The 20,906-nt window shown below is 71.9% G+C and carries 21 protein-coding genes; 17 read left to right on the top strand and 4 right to left on the bottom strand.

Going from position 1 to position 20,906, the window contains the following annotated elements; all coding sequences use genetic code 11:
- Positions 1 to 92: 92 nt before the first annotated feature.
- Positions 93 to 1,559, bottom strand: coding sequence for a diadenylate cyclase (locus tag ElP_RS35715; RefSeq protein ID WP_197447206.1), 1,467 nt, complete (start codon positions 1,557 to 1,559; stop codon positions 93 to 95).
- A 434-nt stretch (positions 1,560 to 1,993) separates the two neighbouring features.
- On the opposite strand from ElP_RS35715, the gene ElP_RS40335 reads away from it, so the two are divergent.
- A complete protein-coding gene (locus tag ElP_RS40335; RefSeq protein WP_231749519.1) occupies positions 1,994 to 2,422 on the top strand; it encodes a hypothetical protein in 429 nt (142 codons plus the stop codon).
- 19 nt (positions 2,423 to 2,441) lie between these two features.
- Entirely contained in the window at positions 2,442 to 2,864 is a 423-nt protein-coding gene (locus ElP_RS35710) for a transposase (RefSeq protein WP_390836256.1), read from the top strand.
- A 78-nt stretch (positions 2,865 to 2,942) separates the two neighbouring features.
- Here ElP_RS35710 and ElP_RS35705 read toward each other — a convergent pair whose 3' ends face one another.
- Complete coding sequence (locus ElP_RS35705) at positions 2,943 to 3,152, bottom strand: STAS domain-containing protein (protein ID WP_390836264.1); 210 nt, start codon at positions 3,150 to 3,152, stop codon at positions 2,943 to 2,945.
- A 357-nt stretch (positions 3,153 to 3,509) separates the two neighbouring features.
- Here ElP_RS35705 and ElP_RS35700 point away from each other — a divergent pair, with 357 nt between their 5' ends.
- Both ElP_RS35700 and ElP_RS35695 read left to right on the top strand, forming a co-directional pair.
- The gene (locus tag ElP_RS35700; protein WP_231749925.1) at positions 3,510 to 3,863 is read left to right on the top strand and encodes an ECF-type sigma factor; all 354 of its coding nucleotides are present in this window, start codon (positions 3,510 to 3,512) and stop codon (positions 3,861 to 3,863) included.
- On the top strand, positions 3,860 to 4,360 hold the full coding sequence (locus tag ElP_RS35695; protein ID WP_145279605.1) for a hypothetical protein: 501 nt from the start codon (positions 3,860 to 3,862) through the stop codon (positions 4,358 to 4,360). Before ElP_RS35700 ends, ElP_RS35695 begins: the two co-directional genes overlap by 4 nt.
- Here ElP_RS35695 and ElP_RS35690 read toward each other — a convergent pair.
- Positions 4,357 to 5,013, bottom strand: coding sequence for a recombinase family protein (locus ElP_RS35690; protein WP_145279604.1), 657 nt, complete (start codon positions 5,011 to 5,013; stop codon positions 4,357 to 4,359). The genes ElP_RS35695 and ElP_RS35690 overlap by 4 nt on opposite strands.
- A gap of 127 nt (positions 5,014 to 5,140) precedes the next feature.
- On the opposite strand from ElP_RS35690, the gene ElP_RS35685 reads away from it, so the two are divergent.
- From ElP_RS35685 to ElP_RS35665, 5 genes are all read left to right on the top strand, one after another.
- Entirely contained in the window at positions 5,141 to 8,056 is a 2,916-nt protein-coding gene (locus tag ElP_RS35685; protein WP_197447205.1) for a Tn3 family transposase, read from the top strand.
- Positions 8,057 to 8,269: 213 nt separating this feature from the next.
- Positions 8,270 to 8,626 (top strand): hypothetical protein, encoded by a 357-nt coding sequence (locus tag ElP_RS35680; RefSeq protein WP_231749924.1) that lies wholly within the window; start codon positions 8,270 to 8,272, stop codon positions 8,624 to 8,626.
- A gap of 57 nt (positions 8,627 to 8,683) precedes the next feature.
- Entirely contained in the window at positions 8,684 to 9,724 is a 1,041-nt protein-coding gene (locus ElP_RS35675) for a WD40 repeat domain-containing protein (RefSeq protein WP_145279602.1), read from the top strand.
- Between the two features lie 408 nt (positions 9,725 to 10,132).
- Positions 10,133 to 10,366, top strand: a complete 234-nt coding sequence (locus ElP_RS35670; protein WP_145279601.1) for a FitA-like ribbon-helix-helix domain-containing protein — start codon at positions 10,133 to 10,135, stop codon at positions 10,364 to 10,366.
- Positions 10,363 to 10,854 (top strand): type II toxin-antitoxin system VapC family toxin, encoded by a 492-nt coding sequence (locus ElP_RS35665; RefSeq protein WP_145279600.1) that lies wholly within the window; start codon positions 10,363 to 10,365, stop codon positions 10,852 to 10,854. Before ElP_RS35670 ends, ElP_RS35665 begins: the two co-directional genes overlap by 4 nt.
- A gap of 133 nt (positions 10,855 to 10,987) precedes the next feature.
- Here ElP_RS35665 and ElP_RS41545 read toward each other — a convergent pair whose 3' ends face one another.
- Entirely contained in the window at positions 10,988 to 11,239 is a 252-nt protein-coding gene (locus ElP_RS41545) for a hypothetical protein (protein WP_145279599.1), read from the bottom strand.
- Between the two features lie 679 nt (positions 11,240 to 11,918).
- Between ElP_RS41545 and ElP_RS35655 the strand changes: the two genes are divergently transcribed.
- The 8 genes from ElP_RS35655 to ElP_RS35620 all read left to right on the top strand — a co-directional run bounded on the left by ElP_RS35655 (position 11,919) and on the right by ElP_RS35620 (position 20,905).
- On the top strand, positions 11,919 to 12,158 hold the full coding sequence (locus tag ElP_RS35655) for a hypothetical protein (RefSeq protein WP_145279598.1): 240 nt from the start codon (positions 11,919 to 11,921) through the stop codon (positions 12,156 to 12,158).
- Positions 12,159 to 12,288: 130 nt separating this feature from the next.
- Entirely contained in the window at positions 12,289 to 13,404 is a 1,116-nt protein-coding gene (locus ElP_RS35650; RefSeq protein WP_145279597.1) for a DUF1559 domain-containing protein, read from the top strand.
- Between the two features lie 69 nt (positions 13,405 to 13,473).
- Positions 13,474 to 14,634 carry a tetratricopeptide repeat protein gene (locus ElP_RS35645; protein WP_145279596.1) on the top strand — a complete coding sequence of 387 codons (1,161 nt, stop codon included), beginning with the start codon at positions 13,474 to 13,476 and terminating at the stop codon, positions 14,632 to 14,634.
- Between the two features lie 2 nt (positions 14,635 to 14,636).
- Positions 14,637 to 15,980, top strand: a complete 1,344-nt coding sequence (locus ElP_RS35640) for a tetratricopeptide repeat protein (RefSeq protein ID WP_197447204.1) — start codon at positions 14,637 to 14,639, stop codon at positions 15,978 to 15,980.
- Positions 15,981 to 16,782: 802 nt separating this feature from the next.
- Positions 16,783 to 18,384, top strand: coding sequence for an acyl-CoA carboxylase subunit beta (locus tag ElP_RS35635; protein ID WP_145279594.1), 1,602 nt, complete (start codon positions 16,783 to 16,785; stop codon positions 18,382 to 18,384).
- A gap of 16 nt (positions 18,385 to 18,400) precedes the next feature.
- On the top strand, positions 18,401 to 19,798 hold the full coding sequence (locus ElP_RS35630) for an acyclic terpene utilization AtuA family protein (RefSeq protein WP_145279593.1): 1,398 nt from the start codon (positions 18,401 to 18,403) through the stop codon (positions 19,796 to 19,798).
- Positions 19,785 to 20,141 (top strand): AtuA-related protein, encoded by a 357-nt coding sequence (locus tag ElP_RS35625; RefSeq protein WP_145279592.1) that lies wholly within the window; start codon positions 19,785 to 19,787, stop codon positions 20,139 to 20,141. Before ElP_RS35630 ends, ElP_RS35625 begins: the two co-directional genes overlap by 14 nt.
- Positions 20,138 to 20,905, top strand: a complete 768-nt coding sequence (locus ElP_RS35620) for an enoyl-CoA hydratase/isomerase family protein (RefSeq protein WP_145279591.1) — start codon at positions 20,138 to 20,140, stop codon at positions 20,903 to 20,905. Before ElP_RS35625 ends, ElP_RS35620 begins: the two co-directional genes overlap by 4 nt.
- Position 20,906: the final 1 nt, after the last annotated feature.

Below are 20,906 nucleotides of genomic sequence, written 5' to 3'. Positions count from 1 at the left end.
AGATAATATGTATGTGTCCCGGGAATCCGTGGGGCGGCCCCTCGACTCCGTGGCCACCGAGGTCACAGGGACGCCGCCCGCCGACATCGCATTCACGGGGCCGCCTCCGGGTCATCCGGGGCCGCCGCCGGCCGGGTCCCGACGGTGACCCGCACCGTGTCCGCCGACCCCGCCGCCGGTCGGGTCGCGATGCGGCCCAGCTCCAGGGGCACCTCCACTGTCGCCTCCCTCGTGGCGGCATCCAGGGCCAGCTCGCCGACGTCGATCGGCCGGGTCTCCACGGCCTCCAGCCTCCCCTCCATGCCCCGCGGCACGCGGACGGTCACCGTCGCCGGCTCCACCCGCGGCGGCGTGAACGCGAAGCCCGGCGGCGGCCGGCCTTCGAGGCGAGGGCGGACCGGCAGCGTCAGCTCGACCCGCTCGCCCAGCCGCACGCTCAACCCCGGGTCCGCCCGCGACCATTCCACCCCCACCGGCAGCTCCACGGCCATGTCCCCCCGCTCGATCGCGTAGCGGCCCCCGCGCTCGGCCCCCGACAGGTCGACCGAGATCGTGACCCGATCCGGCGACAGGCCGTCGATCAGCGTCCGCTTGCCCCGGAGCTGCAGGTCAATCGCCTCGGGCGGGTCGATCAGCTCCAGCGACTCCGGGAGGCCGCGGAAGTTGACCGAGGCGGTGACGGTCCGCCGGGCGACCTGCTGGCGGTCGTAGAGGGCCCACAGCGTCGCGACCGCCAGCGTCGTCAGCAGGAAGCCGGCGGCCGAGGAGACCAGCCTCGGAGCCCGGCCGCGGTGGGCCTCGGCCCCCGCCTCGACTCGCGGGGAGGCGTCCAGGGCCCGCTCCAGCTCCTCGGGGGAGGCGATGGGCTCGACGCGGCCGTCCCGGGCCAGGGCCACCTCGCCGCGCTCCTCGGAGACGACGAGCACGACCGCATCGCAGCGCTCGCTCAGGCCCACGGCCGCGCGGTGGCGGGTGCCGAACGCCGCCGGGAGGCCGTCGCGGGTCGACAGGGGCAGGAAGGTCCCGACGCGGTCGATCCGGCCGCCCCGCACCAGGGCGGCGCCGTCGTGGACGGGGCTGCCCTTGGCGAAGAGGCTCTCGACCAGGGGCACGCTGAAGCGGGCATCGACCCGCGTCCCCTCGCGGGCGAGCTTGTCCAGGCGGTCGCGGCCCTCGAAGGCCAGCAGGGCGCCGGTGCGGGAGGCGGCCAGGCGGAAGGCGGCCTCGGCCACCGCCGGCAGGTCGATCGCCCCGGCCCGCGTGGGGCGGCCGGCCAGCAGGCGGAGGGGGCTGGAGCGGACCAGGACGTCGCGGATCTCGTCGCGGAAGACGACGATCAGGGCGACGGGGGCCAGCGCGTTGAGGGCGCCGAGGAACCAGGCGGTCAGCTCCAGTCCGGCGTGGCGGGCGACATGCCAGAGGGCCCAGAGGGCGGCCAGGGCCAGGAGCACCTGCGGTGCGCGCGTGCCGCGGGCCAGGAGGATGAGGCGGTGGGCGAGGTAGCTGAGGATCAGGACGTCGGCCACGTCGCGCCAGCCGGGGTCGGGGAGGAGGGCCATGGCGGCCTCCGAGTCGGGTGGGCGGGATCGGGCCGCGGTGCCGACCCACGAGCATCTCGGGCGGGTCGAGCGGGAGGCCCGAGGCTGAGCGGCAGACGCGCCCCGGACCGGAGCCGGCTCCGCCGCCCCCCGCAGACCAGGATAGCTGCTCGGAGGACCGGGACCCAACGGGGCCCGACGGCCGTGCGTCCTCACCAGCCCGGCGGTGCGCATCCTGCCCAGAATCGCGCACCCGGTTGTCGGCCGACCAGAAACGGTTTGGCTCATGGGGCCGAATCCGTGCCCGGCATCTTGACGACCGTTTCCGAAGGCGTTCGCATCGAGGGAGATCCGTCGCATCACGCGGAGGGCCCCGCCATGGACCTCCCCTGATCGACTTCCTGGACGAGGACGCCTGCTACCGCAAGCTGGTCGAACTGCTGCACCCCGGGGGGTTGGCCTGCCCCAGGTGCGGCCGACGGGAGCGGCTGGGCATCCACAGCCGCCACCGGGAGCCGGTCCTGGAGTACCAGTGCGGTCATCGCGGCCGGGTCTTCAACGCCTGGACCGGGGCCGCCCTGCAGGGGACGCACCCCCGCCCCGGCCAACTGCTGCTGATCCTCCACGGCGTCGCCACGGGCGAGCCCACCGCCCGGATGGCGCGCGAGCCGGGCTGCGACCGCAAGCACCTGCTGGAGCTGCGGCGCCGGCTCCAGGACAACGCCCGGCTCGGGCTGGACCGCAACCCGCTGGATGACGCCGTGGTCGAGGCCGACGAGATGGATCAGGACGCGGGGGAAGAAAGGCATCCCGCATCGCGACCCGGCCGACCCGCCGCGGCGGCGGGCCAATCGCCGCCGCGGGCACGGCACCTTCGCCGATGACCGCCCGCCGATCGCCGGCGTGGTCGGGCGGCGGTCGGGTGAATTCCGCTCGGAGGTCCTGGGTCACGCCAACGCGGCGGAGTTGGAGGAGGTCATCGACTGCGCGACGTTGGAGGGGACGGTGGTCGACAGCGACGAGTGGAAGGGGTACAACGGCTTGCCCCGGATGGGGCGGGTGCGCGTGACGGTGGACCATTGGGGGCCGAAGTCCACCTGGGCGCGGGACGACGACGGGGACGGGGTCCGCGAGGTGCACTGCGACACGCAGGAGGGGATCTGGACACACGTCCGGGACTTCCTGAGGCGGTTCTATGGCGTGAGCGAGTGGTACCTGGCCCGGTATCAGGCGGTCTTCCAGTGGGGGTTCGAGATTAAGTCCGTCACCGATGAATTCCTGCGAGTCCTGCTGGGGAGACCCCCGAGCATGGATTCGGCCCCATGAGCCAACGGTTTTGATGTAGGACGAGGCGGGGGCCGCGTCCCAGGGATTGCAGGGCCGACGCGATCCGGTGTCGCATCGTCAAGAGATCAGGAGCCCCAACGCCTCCGCCTCGTCGGTGCAGATGTCGAACACGTCCTCCAGATGGGTGATCCGAAACATGTCCCGGAGCAGCGGGTCCAGGCCGCAGAACTGGATGCGCCCGCACGCCGGGGCGAACTTCCTTTGGAGATCGGCAAGGATGCCCAGCACGTCGCTGGACATGTACCGCACGCCGGTGAAGTTCAGCAGCAGCCGTGCGTAGCCGCCCCCCTTCGATCAGGCACTTGAGCTGCTCGCCCACCGCCTGGACGTCCGCCTCCGCGAAGAGCAACTCCGCGTCCACGAGGCGGACGATCGCCGTCCGCTCGATGGCCTGCACCCGCAGCCGTCGAACTGCCCCGCGGATCAACCCGCCCGTCGGTCTCGATGCCTTGCGACATGGCTGTTCCCCCTTCAGGAGCGACGCTCGCTAACGGGTCCCGGGCAGAGGCCTCATGGAGGAGGACGATCTTCCGCCCGTCCCCTGGGGCATGCGAGAATCCCGGTTGCGCCCCTCACACGATTCCGGCGAATTCGCGAGGAACGAGATGGGCACCGAGCCGCGGGGTGATCTGCTACCTCTTCGCCGCCGCGTCCCGAACCATGCGCCAGGTCCTGGTCGACCACGCCCGCCGCCGCCGGGCCCGCAAGCGCGACGGCGACCGCATCCGGGTGCCCCTGGACCGGGCGCTGGCCGGCTTCGAGGAACGAGGCCTGGACGTCATCGCCCTGCACGAGGCCCTCGAACGCCTGACGCAGGAGCACCCCCGGCAGGCCCAGGTCGTCGACCTCCGCTACTTCGGCGGGCTGTCGGTCCCCGAGGTCGCCGCCACGCTGGGGGTCTCGGACACGACCGTCGAGGCCGACTGGCAGTTCGCGCGCGCCTGGCTGCGGGGGCGACTCGGGGGCTCGGGGCAATGACTCCGGGAGGCGACCAGCGGATCGCGGCCATCTTCGAGGCCGCCCGGGGGTGCGACCCGGCCGGGCGTGCCGCCCTGCTCGATGGGCTGTGCGGAGGCGACGCCGCGCTGCGCGCCGCGGTCGAGCGGCTGCTGGCCGACGACGCGCGGGCCAGCCGGGACCACTTCCTGACGACCGCGGACCCGAGGGGGCGGGAGGCGGACGCCGAGCGGCCCTCCCCGATGCGGCTGCGCGGCCTGGAGGTGCACCTCATCTGCCCGCACTGCCGCAACCCCATCGAGCTGGTCGGCCTGCCCGCCGAGGCCGAGGTCCTCTGCCCGGCCTGCGGCTCGACCTTCCGCCTGGAGCGGGAGTCCACCGCGTCCTGGAGCCCGCGCGGGGGTCAGCGGCTGGACCGCTTCGAGCTGATCGAGGCCGTCGGGTCCGGGGCCTTCGGCACCGTGTACCGGGCACGCGATCCAGGGTACCGCCCAGATTGCTGCGAAAATATGCTCTAAGGTCGCCGACCGCGAGCCTGCCTCTTCGTGGCCCCTTTCGGAGTCTCCGGGGCGAGTCCTCGGGCCCGGATGAAGTGCCGGAGGTTGGTCGTCGACACATCCAGCATCTTCGCGAGCGACCGCTTGGAGACCGCCTTCTCCAGCAGCTTCCGGATCTCCTCTTCCTTGCCGTCGAGCTTTGACCGGCCCAGCGAGCCCTTGGGGCGACCGAGCAAGCGGCCCCGGGCCCGGGCGGCCGCCAGCCCTTCCTTGGTCCGCTCCGAGATCAGGTCCCGCTCCACCTCGGCGAACAGCCCGAACAGGGCGATCATCACCTTGGTCTGAAGGTCCTGCTTCCCTTCGAAGCGGATCCCTTCCTTGATCGCCGTGAAGCGGACCCTCCGCTTGACCAGCTCGTCGACGAGCTGGATCACCTGGCCCAGGCTGCGACCCAGGCGGGACAGCTCGCTGACGACCAGGCGGTCACCCGCCTCCAGCGCCCCCAGCAACTCCTCGATCCGCCTCTGGTCCGGCCCCTTCCGTGAGGAGGCCTGCGCCTCGACGAAGCGATCGACGGCGAACCGCTTCTGCCGCGCGTGGTCGAGGATGGCCAGCTTCTGGTTGGCCAGGTCCTGGGAGCCGGTCGAGACGCGCAGGTAGGCGACGGTTTTCATGGCAAGGGCTACGAAAAGGCCGAATGGCGATTTTATTTCGCGAACACGGACCATAAATCCCTGCTCGTTCTATGGTCAACTATGGGCCAACAAGACGCCCGTTTTTCTAGACCACGCGGGGCCGCCCATGGCGACGCTCTCGTTCGCGCGGGCGCAGATGGTGCGCGATGCGACCCTGACCGATGCCGACCTGGCCGAGGTCGCCCGGTGCCGTCGCGAACACAACCGCCTCGGGTTCGCCTATCAGCTCGGCTTCGTCCGGCTCTTCGGCCGCTTCCCAGCCCAGCAACCCCTGGAGATCTGCGACGAACTCCTGGGTTTCGTCGCCCTGCAACTGGGCATCGACGCGACCCGGTTCGAGGGGTACGCCGCCCGGCAGCATACGGTCTCGGACCATCAGGCAAGCATCCGAGACCACCTGAGGCTCGCCGTCTTCGACGCCGACCAGGCCGCGGCCCTGGCACGCTTCGTCTTCGAGGAATCCTGCCGCCTGGAGCAGACGGCCGCGCTGCTGGCCCGGGCCCGCGAATTCCTCAAGGAGCGACGCGTGCTGCTCCCCGCCGAGTCGGCCCTGCTGCGCCTGGTCGGCGAGCAGAGGAAGCAGGCCCGCGAGCACATCGTCTCCAGGCTGGCCGGTGGCCTTTCCCCCGGCGTGGCCCGGGCTCTCGACGGCTTGCTGGAGGTGAAGGAGGGCGAGGCCACCTCCCGGCTCCAGGCCCTCAAGGCCAACCCGGCCAGGCCCTCGGCCGGCGCCATGCAGGCCCTGGCCGACAAGCTGGCCGCGATCGAGGCGATGGGCGTCCTGGCCGTCGACCTGTCCTGGCTCAACGCCAACTACCAACGCGCCCTGTACCACTACGTCCGCAAGTGCTCGGCGGACCGGCTGCGGGAGGCGGTGCCGCCCCGTCGCCGCGCGGCTCTGGTCTGCTTCCTGCGGCAGAGCTACCGCGACGCCATCGATTCGGCGGTGGACATGTTCGACAAGCTCCTCACCCGGACCCAGACCCGGGCCGAGCACGAACCGAGCGACCAGATGCGTCGCCAGCGCCAGACGATCAAGACGGCCCTGGCCGCGCTGCGGTCCCTGGGGACGATCCTCCTCGACGACACCATCGGCGACGCCGCATTGCGGTCGCGGCTGTTCGCCGTCGTGCCCCGCGAGGAACTCGCGGCCCAGGTGGCGGGACTGGACGAGTGGGTCACCGGTGCCCGGAGCGACGTGTTCCACGGCCTCGTCCGGCGGTTCGCCCACCTGCGGCAGTACGCGCCGATCCTGCTCCGCACCCTGGAGTTCTTCCCCGACGCCGGCGCCGGCGATGTCCCCTGCCTGGAGGCCCTCCGGGTCCTCAAGGAGATGAACGCGGATTCCCGGCGCAAGCTCCCCGACGACGCCCCCACGGACTTCATCCCGAGGCGGTTGCTGCCCCTGGTCGTGACCGACGGCAAGCCGGACCGCAAGGCCTGGGAGTGCGCCTTGCTGCTGAAGCTCAAGGACGACTTGCGATCGGGCAACCTCTCGGTCAAGCACGGCAAGCGGTTCGGCCGGTTCGAGGACTACTTCCTGCCCGGGGAGCGCTGGGAGCCGCTGCGGCAGCCCTTCTTCCGGCGGTCCGGCCTGCCCGCCGACCCCGGGGATGTCCCCGGTCACCTGACGAAGCGCCTCGACGCGGCCTACGACCTGTTCCTCGCGACGGCGCCCGCGAACAGCTACGCCACGGCGGATGAGGACGGCTGGCATCTCTCCACCGACGCCACCGAGGCCCCGGACGCCGAGGCCCAGGGGCGGCTGGGAGAGCTCCGCCGGTGGCTGTCCGAGCACATGCGGACGGTGCGCCTGCCCGACCTGCTCATCGAGGTCGACAACGACCTGCGGTTCACCGACCACTTCCTGCCGCCGGCCCAGCGCGGGGGGCGTGACGCGGAGGACGTGTGCACGCTCCTGGCCGTCGTGCTGGCGCACGGCTGCAACCTCGGCCTGCACACGATGGCCCGGATCACCCAGGGCGTCACCTACAAGCAGCTCAAGCGGGTCAGCGATTGGCAGATGACCGAGGAGGCGCAGCGTGCCGCCCTCGCGGCCCTGGTGCACGCCATCTCCCGCCTCGACGCCACGCTGCACTGGGGCGACGGCCGGACCTCGGCCAGCGACGGGCAGCGGTTCGCCCTGCCCCGCAAGGTCCTGCAGCAGACCTACAGCACCCGGTTCAGCGACTTCGCCTTGGAGTTCTACTCCTTCGTCGCCGACAACTACGCGCCGTTCTACAGCCTGCCCATCGAATGCACCGACCGGGACTCGGCCTTCGTGCTCGACGGGCTCTGCTACAACGAGAGCGACCTGGAGCTGGAGGAGCACTACACCGACACGCACGGCTACACGGAGATCAACTTCGCGGCGTTCGCCATGCTGGGCCGCCGGTTCTGCCCGCGCATCCGCGGCCTCCGGAAGCAACGCCTCTACCGCCTCGACGCCGGGCGCGACTACGGGCCGCTGGCCGGCCTGGTGAGCCGCGCCGATCGCACGATCGACCCGCAGGTCATCGTCGAGCAGTGGGACCGGATGGGCCAGTTCTACGCGTCGCTGGAGCGCGGCCACACGACCGCCTCGGTGGCGCTGAAGCGCCTGGCCTCGTGCACGGCCAAGAACCGCTTCTACCGGGCCAATCGCGACCTGGGCCGGATCTTCAAGACCGAGTTCCTGCTGAGCTACCTGTGCGAGCCGCAGCTGCGGTCGCGGATCCGGCGGGGCCTGCTGAAGGTCGAGCAGCTGCACGCCCTGGCCCGGGACGTCTATTACGGCCGGCGGGGCCGGATCAACGCCCGGGAGCTACACGAGCAGATGAACTCGTGCAGCTGCCTGACGCTGATCCTGGCGTGCGTGATCTACTGGCAGGCCAAGGAGATCTCGCGGGTCGTGCGCTGGTGCCAGCCCGAGGACGACAAGGACAAGCTCGACATCGCGCTGTTGGAGCACGTCAGCCCCATCGAGTGGGACAACGTGATCCTGTACGGGCAGTACGTCCTGGACCGCGCCCAGGTCCGCTGACGGGCGTCCTTAGAGCATATTTTCGCAGCAATCTGGGCGGTACCCTTCCATGCGTTCCTGGAGATCCGGGAGCGGGCCAAGCACCTGAAGGAGACCTTCGATGCCCTCCGGGGGCGGGTCTGGGGTGCGTATCACGCCCCGGATGCCCGCACCTTCTCGCAACGGCTTCGCCGGCTGCGGGAGGGGGCCCCGAAGCACATCGACAAGCCGATCGTGCGGGAGAAGGTGCTGTCACTGTGCGAGGAGCGCGAGGCGTTCGCCCTGGCCTACGCCCATCCCGGCTGCCCTCGGACGAGCAACCCGGTGGACCGGCTGTTGCGACGGCTCGACTGCCACCTGTCCTGCACGCAGCAACTGCACGGCAAATCGGCAGCGGCTGAGCAGGGGTTGCGAGGTTGGGCGTTGATCCACAACTTCGCCCCGATGTGCCCTTGGACGGTCCGAGAGACCCCCGAGTTGAGGAGCCCGGCGGAACGGCTCAACGGGAAGCGGTATCACCCCGACTGGCTCCAGAACCTGCTGATCTCGGCCTCACTCGGAGGGGATCGCAGGGCTCCCCGAAATCCGTGATAAGCAGCAGACTTTTTCTCTGACAACCGGCCGGGAGCCCCGGACCCCTCAAGTGCGGTGGAGATCCTCTACGCCTTGGCGCTGAGCCCCGACGGCCGCCGTGTCGCCGTCGCACGCGACGACAAGACGGTCCAGGTGGTGGACCTAGCCACCGGCCGGACATTCCTTACCCTCCGTGGCTCCACCGGCAATGTTTTCGGTGTGAAGTTCAGCCCCGACGGGACGCTTCTCGCCACCACCAGCGCGCCCCGGGAGGTAAAGGTCTGGGACGCTGCCTCCGGCCAGGAACGCTTCAGCCTGAACATTCCGTCGCGCCACCTCTCATTCAGTCCCGACAGCCAACGGCTCGCCACCAACATCGGCGATACCGCGAGGATCTGGGATGTGGCCACCGGTCAGGTACGCCTGGCCCTCAAGGGCCTTGCCGGTGGCGTCGAGAGCGTGGCCTTCACCGCCGACGGAACACGCATCGCCACCACAGGCAACGGGACCGTCGAGCTTTGGGATGCGGCCACGGGTCAGGAACTCGTGAGTCTCAAGGGCCATTCCGGAGTGATTTGGGCCGCGGCCTTCAGCCCCGATGGCGAGCGGATCGCCACCGCCAGCGCCGACGGGACGGTGCGGCTCTGGGACACGTTTACGGGCCAGGAGTTGCTGACCTTCCGGGGGCACGCTGGTCCCGTCACTGGCGTGGCATTCAACCGCGACGGCTCGTGGATCGCCTCGACCGGGTGGGATGATTCTGTGATGGTTTGGGAAGTACTCGGATCGGCCGTTCTCACGCCGTTAGAGCGGCGGTCGCAGATGGAGAAGCGCTGGGCATCCTGGCAACGCCGCGAGGCCGAGGTCTGTGAGCGCAAGAAGCAGTGGTTCGCCGCCGTCTGGCACCTGAACCAGCTCCTGGCGCGGACCCCAGACGATACCGCTCTTCGTGCCCGCCGCGACGCCGCCCAAGCTCGGCTCGACGACGAAGAGAGACGAAGACAAAGCCAAACGCCCGCATCCGCACTGCCGGAAGACGTCTTCGCCAAGTATAGGTCACTCCTTCGGATGGCTAGCTCCCTTCTTCTCAGGTTTACGGATTCGATTTCACTTTGAGTTCGCCTTCCGCCCCCATCGACGCACCGGGCACCGATCCCACAGAAATCCCTGGGGGATCGGCGCCCACACCGCTTCCCATCGGGTCGGACGCGGCCCGGAGCGACATCTGATCGACGAGGAATCACCCGTTGACGGCCGGCGCGGATCCGCTGACTCCGCAGCGGGAAGCGTCGAACACCCCGCCGGCGAGTCCTCGAGGGTCCGCGTCTCCGACACCGGAGGACGCAGCCGCTGCACGTCTCATCCACCCGGCATCCGGCCCAGCTGCCTGGGTCCATCGGCCCGCCGGCACGACAGCAAGCCGATGGTTCAGGATGCCCCGGTCTCTGCGCCTCGACGACCCTGGATGTCCTCGGTCGGCCGCGATATCATCGTGATATCGACTGCCCTGCCCCGGAGGCCGCCATGCCCGACGTGCTCGTCCGCGACCTCGACGACGCCTCGCTGGAGCGGCTCAAGGGCCGGGCCCGGGCCCACGGCCGCTCGCTGGGGGCCGAGCTGCGGCTGATCCTCCAGCAGGCCGCCCGCCAGGCCGACCTGGCCACGGCGCGGGCCCGGGCCGAGCAGATGACCCGCCGGCTGGCCGATCGCCGCCACACCGACGGCGTCGAGCTGCTGGGCGAGGATCGCCGGCGATGAGCGACGCCGGGGAGCCGGAGGAGGTCGAGGAGCCCGGCGGCCCGCCCCCGACGCCGACCGACCTGGTCGTCGACGCCGTGGTGGCGCTGAAGTGGTACGTGCCCGAGCCGTACGAGGCCGAGGCCAAGCGGCTGCTCGACCCGGCCTACGCCCTGCACGTGCCGGAGCTGTTCTTCGCCGAGGTCGGCAACATCATCTGGAAGAAGGCCCGGGTGCTGAGGCCGGCGGAGCTGACGGTGGAGGAAGGGCGGGAGATCCTGGGCCTGCTGAGTGAGGTGCCGCTGGCGGCGCACCGGTTGGGCCCGCTGCTGGGGTCGGCCTACGAGCTGGCGACCGGCCCGGGCCGGTCGACGGTGTACGACTGCTGCTACCTGGCGCTGGCGGTGGCGTTGGACTGCCGGCTGGTGACGGCGGACCGGCCGTTCTACGAAGCGCAACGAGGGGGCCCGCACGGGGGCCGCCTGGTCTGGGTGTCCGACCCGCTTTGAAGCGATCGCCGGAGCCGTGGTGGCCCCGGATCGGTCCGTCGAGACGCGGTTCGCTTCCTGCCCTGATTCGCGCACCTGGGCGTGGGGCGGCCGAAGTTGGATCTGATGTGCCGGCACGCGGTAATTTAGCCGATCAGTCCTTCGGCCCGGCCCGGGCCCGGCCGCCCTCGATGCGGGTCGAGTGAGTGGCCGGGAGGTCGAGTTCGGTCCGGCCCGCCCGGATGGCGACCCGAGACGGGACGGTCGCCTCGGCGACCCGGGTGATCCCACCCCTGCCGATCGCCCGGGCCTCGGCGGCGGCCCAGAGGCGACGTGCCCGCCCATCGAGGAAAGGCTCGGGGCCGGCGTACTTCGACTTGATGGCCTGCACGGTGGGGTTCGACATGCAGGCCATCCTGCCGAGCCAAGCTGCGTATCGGACGGTTCATCCCGGCGAAAGACCTTAGGTGTCTCCTCCCGAGTATCCTGCTGCCCGGCTCCGCGATGACTTCACGATTGTCGTGGCGCACGTCGAGCTGATGCGGACCCGCGGGCCGGGGGCGTGGCCTCGTGGCGGAGTGGCCGGGATGCCGCGAGTGCGGCCCCCCGCAAGGGGCGGGTCGGCGGGACGATCGGCCTCCCGCCGGCGCGACCGACGTCCCGGGCACGAGGCCCGCCCTCGTCCGGCGGCCGGCCGTCGGGCGGGGCGGCAGTTCGCGCGGGCCGGCCCACGGCGATCGGGGAGGATCGCCGGCGGGAGGGGCTTGCCTTTGGTGCCGGCGCCGGGCTATGGTCGCTTCTGATCGGGTGTCGTGCGTCCCGATCCGGGGGTGGGCCGGGCCCGCCGGCGATTGACACATCGACGCCCCGAGGGGCCGCCGATCTCGCCATCGCGTCGCCCCCCTCCCCTCGACGTCTCCGGCCGGCCAGATTCCGCGAGTTGCCCGGCCAACGGCCCCGGACCCGGGGCCCCGGGCCCACTCCGGCCGGCGTGCTGGTCCAACGCCCTCCCCCCGTCGCGTGTGGGCCGAGGGCCGGGCGAAGGCGAGCCCGTCGTCCCTGTCGCTCGGCGGAGGGTCGTCGGCATGAGGTCCATCCTCCCGGGGGCGTCCCGCGGCGCCCGGATCCTGGCGGTCTCCGCCGCGACGCTCGCGGCCGGCTGCGCGCCGCCGGGCGCGGTCAACGAGCGCAACGTCGTCGAGTCGACGCCCACGTCGACCGTCGCCCCGTACGCCGAGACCCCGGACGCCCATCATCAGCATATGGTCGAGCGGATGAAGGGCATGTCGCAGGGGGGGAGGGAATCCTACCGGGGCCAGCAATGACGCGGCCAGGCCGCACCGGGGGGCCGGCCGCCGCCACGGAGGTCGTGCCCGCGACCGGGCGGGACGCGTCGGGACGCCACCGGCCGGGGAGGTCGGTCGGGAGACGATCATCATCGGGGAGGGACTTCGCATGCGTCGAGCCCATCGCGCCTTCACGCTGATCGAGCTGCTGGTGGTCATCGCCATCATCGGCGTGCTGATCGCCCTCTTGCTGCCGGCCGTCCAGTCGGCCCGCGAGGCCGCCCGGCGGATGCAGTGCACGAACAACCTCAAGCAGATCGGCCTGGCCCTGCACAACTACATCGACGCGAACGGGGCCGTCCCGCCGATCACCACGGACGTGCGCCCTAACGCCGTCGGGGACTTCGAGCTGGGGAACTTCCTCACCGACCCGTATCAGAACTACTCGCCCCTGGCCCGGCTGCTGCCGTACCTGGAGCTCCAGACGGTCTACAACTCGGTCAACCTCCTCGTGCCGGCGCGGTACGGCGGCTGGGACAACGACCCGACGTACGACCTCGGGGCGAACGGCGGCCCCGTGGCCCCGATCCAGATGACGGCGATCACGACCCAGGTCTCCGTCTTCCTCTGCCCGTCCGATCCCAACCCCGGGACCTTCGGCCAGCTCAACGTCGGCGGCACCGCCCGGCCGGTCGGCTCGTTCAACTACCCCTACAACGTGGGCCTGAACCGGAACATCAACGGCTGGAAGTCCAACGGGCCCTACTACGTCGCCAGCGACTGGGATTCGGACTGCAACCGCGTGATCACCACGGCGAGCTTCACCGACGGCATGAGCGGCACGGCGATCTTCAGCGAGTGGGTCAAGGGGCCGGGCCAGGCCGGGGGCGACCCGGGCCTGGGGATGGTCTACGTCGGCCCCGAGTCGTGGTCCAACGAGGAGCTCGGGCCCGTCGTCGGCGACCGGGCCAACGCCCTGCTCTGCCAGGCCTCGACGGTGGAGCAGTGGGCCGAGAAGGGGTCGTGGTGGCTCTACGGCGGCACGAGCATCTACTCGCACACCGTCACGCCCAACAAGAAGGCCTGCGACTACGCCAACGACACGCACCAGGACGTGCGCGGCTCGATCACCATGGTCAACGCCAGCTCCTACCACCCGGGCGGCGTCAACATCCTCTTCGCCGACGGCTCGGTGCGATTCGTCAAGGACACCGTCGACCACGTCCCCTACTACGCGATCGCGACCCACCGGGGTGGCGAGGTCGTCAGCGCCGACGCTTACTGATCGGCCGACCCGCCCGGCCGACGCACCTCGGGCCGGGTGGGCATGATCGATCGACGCGAGCCACCGCCGATGAACACCGCCCCGACCGATGTCGAAGCCCGGCAGCCCGGGAGGGCCGCCGCCGGTCCTCCGGGCTCCCCGGGGGGGTGGTGGGCCTCGACCGCGGCGGGCCGGATCGCCCTGCTGTCGGCGCTGCTGGCCGTGACGGCCTGGAATGTCACCCGCTCCGCCGCCCTGGGCGAGGCCGAGGGGGCCGACCGGCGGGGGGATGACGTGACCGCACTCCAGCGGGCGCTGGACCACCTCGATCGCCGCCCCTGGAGTCGACGGGCGGCCCGGGTCGCCGCACTCTGCCTCAGCCGGCTCGACTTCGCCGTGCTCGCCGAGCCGTACTACCGCCGCGCCGGCGCGCTCGACCTCGACGACCTACACGTCCGGGCTTTCGGGCTGGTCCGGGGGAACCATCGGCTCCGGGCCGAGGCCACCTACCAGGCGATCCTCCGCCGGTGGCCGGACGACCCGACCGCCCTCCGCCGACTTGGCGCCGAGCTGATCACCATGATGCGCTGGGACGAGGCCCGGGCGGTGGCCGATCGCCTCGCCCGGACGCCGGCCGGCGAGGTCGACGGCCTGGCGATGATCGGGGCCATCGAGCACCATCGCCGGCGGCGATCGGCCGCGATTGCGGCCTATCGCCGCGTGCTGGAGGTCGACCCGGGGCTCCGCCGGCTGCCGGCCGACCCCGCATTCCGGCGTGTCTTCTGGGCCCAGCTGACCGAGGACCTCCTGGCGACCGGGAGGGCCTCGGAGGCGAGGATGATGCTGGAGGCCGCCCCCTCATCCGACCGCGGCCCGGCCCTCCAATGGCTCCTGGGCCGGGCCTGCTTCCAGGACGGGGCGCTCGACGAGGCCGGCCGGCGCTGGGAGGCCGCGACCCTGGGCGACCCCGGCCTGGCCGACGCCTGGGTCGACCTCGGCCGCCTGGCCCTCGTCCGGGGCCGCCCGGGGGAGGCGATCGCCCCCCTGGAGCGGGCGGCGGCGCTGGCCCCCGGGTCGCTCGCCGCCGCCCACCACCTCGCCCAGGCCCATCGACGCCTCGGGCAGGTCGATCGGGCCGAACGCTACCAGGCGATCGCCGACCGGATCCGACGCGGGCCCTCCCCCGGGGAGGCACCCGAGGACATGCCGCCGCTCCAGCCCCCCGCGGCGACGGCGTCCCCGGGGCCATGAAGATGAACGAGCGCGGACGTCGAGAGCCGTCGATCGTTCCCCCCTGGTGTGCCGCCGGCTCCGACCCGGCGCCGGCGGCTACCCGGACGCAAGGGGGAGGCCCTACGCCCCGGCCGGCACGCCATCGGATCGGGGAGCGGGCCACCCGCCTGGGGTTTCGCGCCGTCGCCCTCTGCCTGATCAGCTTCAATCTCTGGTGGTTTGCCCGGGACGCCCGGCCGTTGCCCGGCCCGGGCGTCATCGGTCGCATGATGGCGAGGGGGGACCATCGGCGGGCCGAGGGCACGCTCCTGGCGCATCTCCGACGATCCCCCCGGGACGGCCGGGCCCGGATGCTGCTGGCGAGGTCGATGGCGGCCCGGGGGGACTTGCCCGGCGCGGCCGGGCAACTACACCGCGTCCCCGATTGGTGGCCGACGAAGCGTGAGGCGTTGTTCCTCGAGGGCGAGTCGTACCTGAGGGTCGACCGCGCCCGGGACGCCGAGGCCGCCTGGAGGGCCTGCATCGCGGCCGACCCGCTCCACCCGACGCCGATGGCCTACCATCGGGCGGCGGCCGAGCGGCTGGTCGAGCTCTACGCCACGCAGGGGCGCTGGGACGAGGCCAACGCGGTGCTCTGGGGGCTGTACGAGGCGGTCGGGCCGGCCGACCGCCCGAATGTCCTGATCATGAGGCTGCGGGTCGAGGTCGAGCGCATCTCGGCCGAGACTCGGGTCGCTCGCCTGCGACGGTTTGTCGCGGCCGACCCGGACGACTGGGAATCGCGCCTCGGGCTGGCCCGTGCGGACTGGGAGCTGGGCCGCCGGGGCGAGGCGACCCGGGGGACGCTGGCCTGCATCGAGGCGCGGCCGGACGACCTCCGGCCCCGGTGCGACCTCCTGGAGATCCACCGCGACCGAGGCGATCGGGCGGGCCTGGTCGCGGCCCTCGCCGAGCTGCCGGGCGGGGCCGTCGGGGACGGCCGGATCTGGTCCCATCGCGGCCTGGCCCTCCTGGCCTCGGGCGAGGTCGGGGCGGCCGCCGACGCGTTCCGGCGCGCCGTCGCGCTGCGCCCCTCCGACGAGCAGCTCCTCTACCGGCTCGCGCTGGCGGAGCGGCGGGCGGGTCGGCGTGAGGAGGCCGATCTCCTGATGGCCCGGAGGAGGGCCGTGCTCGACGCCCGAGACGGCTTCCACGACGCACTCCAGGCCTACAGCCGGGTCGTACCGCCGGGCAGCGGCGTCCCGCAGGATGACGCGGGCGAGACCGAGAGGCTGGCGTCGCTCTGCGACGCCCTCGGTCTGGGGCGGGAGGCCCGGGCCCTGCGCTCCTTCGCCACGGAGGCGATGCCGCCCCCCGGCCCGTGAGCGATCCGGCCCCGATGGCGGCGGGGCGGACGTGGCCCACGCCGGACTCGTCCCGGCCGTCGGGCGTGGAGAGGAGGGCCGGGGCGAGGGCCGTGCCGGCATCGTCCGCATCGGGGCCGGGTCCAGGCCAATGGCCCCCGGGGCCCATCATCCCCCCGCGAGCCCGTCGGGCGGGTCGTGCGGGAGGCCCCATGCCGAGCGGCCGGCCCGACCCGGACCGGAGCCGGCTCCGCTGCTCCCCGCAGACCAGGATAGCTCCTCGGAGAGCCGAGCCCCACCGGGACCCGATGGCCGCGCGTCCCCACCGGCCCGGCGGTGCGCATCCTGCCCACAATGAGTGTGCTGAGCGACTGGTTCTCGTATCCCTCTGTCAGAGAGGAGGTTCTCGGGTGACGAACCTGGGCCATCCGGCTTACCCACGGCCGAAAGGCACGGGGGACCACAACATGCCGGAGAAGCGGGGGCAGGCGACGTCAGCGAGCCGAACGCCCCGCGAGGCCCGCGTGGTAGGGCCAAGGCTCGACTGCTTGAAGTCCAATCCCGATCGGGATACGGGCAGCCCCGCCGCTACGCTGACTCAACGCGGCGTCACCGCCTGCCGGGTGACCTACAACAAGTATTGTGCGGAAATGCAGGAAATTAGGCGCGCCGGCCCTGAGGGGTCGACCCGATCGCACCGGCAAGGGCGTCGGGCCGCGTCGCTGGCAGGCGGCCGGACGTAAAGCATACAATAGTCGTCGGCTCAGGGCGGACCCACATCCCCTGCGTCGCCACATCCTCACGATCGATCGGCGTCAATCCGGTGACAAATCTCAAGGAACGAACCCGAGCCCTAGAGGCGGAAGCGGACCAGATCCGGCAGGGAGGCGGCCCCGACGGGGTCGCGCGTCAGCGGCGGCTCGGCCGGATGACGGCCCGGGAGCGCCTGGCGGCCCTGTTCGACGACGGCATCTTCTTCGAGCTGGGCCTCTGGGCCGCTCATCGGATGTATGCCGAGTGGGGAGTAATCCCCGCCGCCGGCGTGGTGGTAGGCATCGGCCGGGTGGCCGGGCGGGCGTGCCTGGCGGTGGCCAACGACGCCACCGTGAAGGCCGGAGCGATGTTCCCGATGTCGGTGAAGAAGGTGCTGCGGGCCCAGCGCGTCGCCGAGCGGTTCCGCCTGCCGCTGGTCTACCTCGTCGACTCGGCCGGCGTTTTCCTGCCGATGCAGGACGAGATCTTCCCGGACGAAGACGACTTCGGGCGGATCTTCCGCAACAACGCCGTGCTCTCGGCGCTCGGCATCCCGCAAGTGGCGGCGGTCATGGGGAGCTGCGTCGCCGGGGGGGCTTATCTTACGGTGCTCTGCGACACGGTGCTGATGACCGAGGGGAGCCAGCTCTACCTGGCCGCGCCGGCGCTGGTGAAGGCAGCCATCGGCCAGGAGGTCGACCCGGAGGAGCTGGGTGGCGCCGCCATGCACGCGGGAGTCAGCGGCACGGTCGATTTCAAGGAGCCCGACGACCCGAGCTGCCTGGCCCGGATCCGGTCGCTCCTCGCCCTCCGGCCGGAGGCCCGTCGCGGCGGCCCGGCCGACGGGGCGGAAGATGTCGGCCCGGCGCGGGATCCTGAATCGCTGTACGACCTCGTCCCCGACGACCCCAGGGGGGGCTACGACGCGCGCGATCTGCTGGCCTGTGTCATCGACCGCGACTCGGGCCAAGAGTACAAGGCGGACTACGGCCCGACGCTCGTGACGATGTACGCCCGGATCGGCGGCCGACCGGTCGGGATCGTCGCCAACCAGCGCCGGCGCTGCACGTCGGGCCGCGGCGAGGTGCAGATCGGCGGCGTCCTGTACCCCGACAGCGTGGAGAAGGCGGCGCGGTTCGTGATGGACTGCAACCAGGACGGCCTGCCGATCGTCTTCTTCCAGGACGTCCAGGGCTTCATGGTCGGCAAGGAGGCCGAGCGGTCGGGGATCATCCGGGCCGGGGCGAAGCTGGTGAACGTGGTGAGCAACTCGGTGGTCCCCAAGCTGACGGTGATCGTGGGCGGGTCGTTCGGCGCCGGCAACTATGCGCTCTGCGGCAAGGCGTATGACCCCTGGCTGATCCTGGCCTGGCCGAACGCCCAGTACGCCGTGATGGGCCCGCACCAGGCCGCCGAGACGCTGCTCAGCCTCCGCCTCCGCGTCGCCGAGCGCGAGGGCCGGCCGCTGGCCGAGGACGAGGTCGGTCGGCTCCGCGAGGCGATCCGGTCGCAGTACCAGGAGCAGAGCGACATCCGCTTCGGGGCGGCCCGCGGGTGGGTCGACGCGATCATCGCCCCGCACGAGACGCGGCGATGGCTCGCCGAGGCCCTCCGGCTGATTCCCGACGATCGCGAGTCGCCCCCCTTCCGCACGGGGGTCCTCCAGGTGTAGGCACGAGGACGCGACGATGACCCGGCCGGCGAGGATAGGCAACGCTCAGGGCTTCTGGGGCGACCGCGGCGACGCCGCGGCCGAGCTGCTCGCCCGAGAGCCGGGGCTGGACGCCCTGACGCTCGACTACCTGGCCGAGGTCTCGCTCTCGATCCTCGCCCTCCAGCGCGACCGCGACCCGGCCCTCGGCTACGCCCGGGACGTGGTCGAGGTCGTCCGCTCGCTCGCCCCCTACTGGAGGGACGGCGGCGCGTGCCGACTGATCACCAACGCCGGCGGCCTCAATCCCGAAGGATGTGCCCGCGCCTGTGCTGAGGAACTGCGGCAGGCCGGCGCCCCGCCGATGACGGTCGGCGTGGTCGACGGCGACGACGTGCTCGCGACCGTCCGGGATCTAGCCGGGCTGGGCGAGGCGGCCGATCCCTTGCGGAACCTGGACACGGGCGAGCCGATCGCGACGGTCCTCGACCGCCTCGTGACCGCGAACGCCTACCTCGGCGCCGCGCCGATCGTCGAGGCCCTGAATCGGGGGGCCCAAATCGTCATCACGGGCCGGGTCGCCGACCCGAGCCTGACCGTCGCGCCGGTCGTCCGCCACTTCGGCTGGGACCTGAACGATCTCGACCGCGTCGCCGGCGCGACGGTGGCGGGCCACCTGATCGAGTGCGGCACGCAGGTCACCGGCGGCATCGCGACCGACTGGCTCGACATCCCCGACCCGGCCCACATCGGCTTCCCGATCGTCGAGGTGGATGCCGATGGGTCGTGCGTCGTCACCAAGCCGCCCGGGACCGGCGGGCGGGTCGACGCACGGACCGTGACGGAGCAACTCCTGTACGAGATCGGCGATCCGGACAACTACCTGAGCCCCGACGCAACCGTCTCGTTCCTCGGTTTGTCTGTCGAAGACCTCGGCTCCGATCGCGTCCGCGTCCGTGGCGCCCAGGGCCGGCCGGCCCCGCCCTCCTACAAGGTGAGCGCAACCTACCGCGACGGCTACCGGGCCCAGGGGATGCTGACGATCTATGGCCGGCATGCCGCCGCGAAGGCGAGCCGATGCGGCGAGATCGTCCTGTGGCGCGTCCGCGAGGCGGGCTACCCGCTGCGCGAGGTGACGGTCGAGCGCCTCGGCGCCGGCGATGCGGTGCCGGGCGTGCCGTCGTCGGTCGATCGGGACGCGCTGATGGAGGTCGTCCTCCGCGTCGCCGTGGCCGACCCGTCCCGGGAGGCCGTCGAGCGGTTCTCGAAGGAGCTGATGCCCCTGATCACGAGCGGGCCGCAGGGCATCACCGGCTATTCGGAGGGCCGCCCGAGGGTTCACCCTGTCTTCCGCTACTGGCCGTCCCTGGTCGATTGCGATCGGGTCCGTCCCCGCGTCACCCTGGTGGAGGCGACGGCCGATGCGACCGAATGACACCTCGACCGTGCAGCTCGGCCGGATCGCCCGCGCCCGCAGCGGAGACAAGGGGACGGGGGCCAACGTGGGCGTGTTCGTCCCATCCGATGACCTCTACGCGCTGGTGCGCGAGCAACTGACCGCCGATCGCGTGGCCGACTTCTTCCGGCCACTGGGGGTCGCTGGCGTCACGCGATACGAGCTGCCGAACCTCCGGGCGTTGAACTTTGTGCTCAAGGGGGTGCTCGGCCGGATCACGCGGGTCGATGCCCAGGGGAAGGCCCTCGGGCAAGCGATCCTGGAGGTGCCGATCGAGTTGCCCGCGAGGCTCCTTCCGTCGAATGACCCGAGGGGATCATGAGCGAGCCGGTCTTGCTCGACGACGAGGTGCGGCCGGGCGTCGTCGCCCTGACGCTGAACCGGCCGGGCCGCCGGAACGCGCTGAACATGGCGCTGATGCGGGAGCTGTGCGGGGCGATCGATCGGCATTCGGCCGACCCGTCCGCCCGCGTCCTGATCCTTCGAGGGAATGGCCCCGTGTTCTGCGCGGGGCTCGACCTGGAAGAAGCGGCCAACCTCAACACGGCCGAGGAGGGCGCCGAGTGGGTCCGACGGCTGCTCGACACGCTCTCCGGCACGCCGCTGGTGACGATCTGCGAGGCCCACGGCGCCGCCTTCGCCGGGGGCGCCGGGCTCCTTGCCTGCTGCGACTTCGCCGTCGCGGCCGAGGGGCTCCGGATCGGCTTCCCCGAGGTGCGTCGGGGGCTGGTCCCTGCCCTGGTGTCCATGGTCCTGACGCACACGCTGCGGGATGCCGACCTCCGCGAGCTGTTCCTGCTGGCCGAGCCGATCGACGCCCATCGGGCCCTGGCGATGGGCCTGGTTCACCGGGTCGTCGCCGAGGACCGCGTCCGGGACGAGTCGGCTCGGCTCGCCGGGCTCGTGCTCGAAGGCGCCCCGGAGGCGGTCCGGGAGACCAAGCGGCTGCTCGGCCAGGTCCGGGCCGCGTTGGGAGGCGTGGCCGAGCAGGTCGCCCTGGAGGCGCACGCGAGGGCCCGCGTCAGTGACGAGGCACGCGAGGGCCTGGCCGCATTCCTGGAGAAGCGGAAACCCCGATGGACCTGAG

The organism is Tautonia plasticadhaerens, assembly GCF_007752535.1.
GTDB lineage: Bacteria > Planctomycetota > Planctomycetia > Isosphaerales > Isosphaeraceae > Tautonia > Tautonia plasticadhaerens.
The sequence above is the reverse complement of the archived record's forward strand: the minus strand, read 5'-3'. Positions and strand labels throughout refer to the sequence as shown.

Coding starts and splice junctions, on each gene's coding strand:
- ElP_RS35715 (WP_197447206.1), bottom strand. CDS start 1,559: ATGGCCCTCCTCCCCGACCCCGGCTGGCGCGACGTGGCCGACGTCCTG.
- ElP_RS35695 (WP_145279605.1), top strand. CDS start 3,860: ATGACTCCGGGAGGCGACCAGCGGATCGCGGCCATCTTCGAGGCCGCC.
- ElP_RS35690 (WP_145279604.1), bottom strand. CDS start 5,013: ATGAAAACCGTCGCCTACCTGCGCGTCTCGACCGGCTCCCAGGACCTG.
- ElP_RS35685 (WP_197447205.1), top strand. CDS start 5,141: ATGGCGACGCTCTCGTTCGCGCGGGCGCAGATGGTGCGCGATGCGACC.
- ElP_RS35670 (WP_145279601.1), top strand. CDS start 10,133: ATGCCCGACGTGCTCGTCCGCGACCTCGACGACGCCTCGCTGGAGCGG.
- ElP_RS35665 (WP_145279600.1), top strand. CDS start 10,363: ATGAGCGACGCCGGGGAGCCGGAGGAGGTCGAGGAGCCCGGCGGCCCG.
- ElP_RS41545 (WP_145279599.1), bottom strand. CDS start 11,239: ATGTCGAACCCCACCGTGCAGGCCATCAAGTCGAAGTACGCCGGCCCC.
- ElP_RS35655 (WP_145279598.1), top strand. CDS start 11,919: ATGAGGTCCATCCTCCCGGGGGCGTCCCGCGGCGCCCGGATCCTGGCG.
- ElP_RS35650 (WP_145279597.1), top strand. CDS start 12,289: ATGCGTCGAGCCCATCGCGCCTTCACGCTGATCGAGCTGCTGGTGGTC.
- ElP_RS35645 (WP_145279596.1), top strand. CDS start 13,474: ATGAACACCGCCCCGACCGATGTCGAAGCCCGGCAGCCCGGGAGGGCC.
- ElP_RS35640 (WP_197447204.1), top strand. CDS start 14,637: ATGAACGAGCGCGGACGTCGAGAGCCGTCGATCGTTCCCCCCTGGTGT.
- ElP_RS35630 (WP_145279593.1), top strand. CDS start 18,401: ATGACCCGGCCGGCGAGGATAGGCAACGCTCAGGGCTTCTGGGGCGAC.
- ElP_RS35625 (WP_145279592.1), top strand. CDS start 19,785: ATGCGACCGAATGACACCTCGACCGTGCAGCTCGGCCGGATCGCCCGC.
- ElP_RS35620 (WP_145279591.1), top strand. CDS start 20,138: ATGAGCGAGCCGGTCTTGCTCGACGACGAGGTGCGGCCGGGCGTCGTC.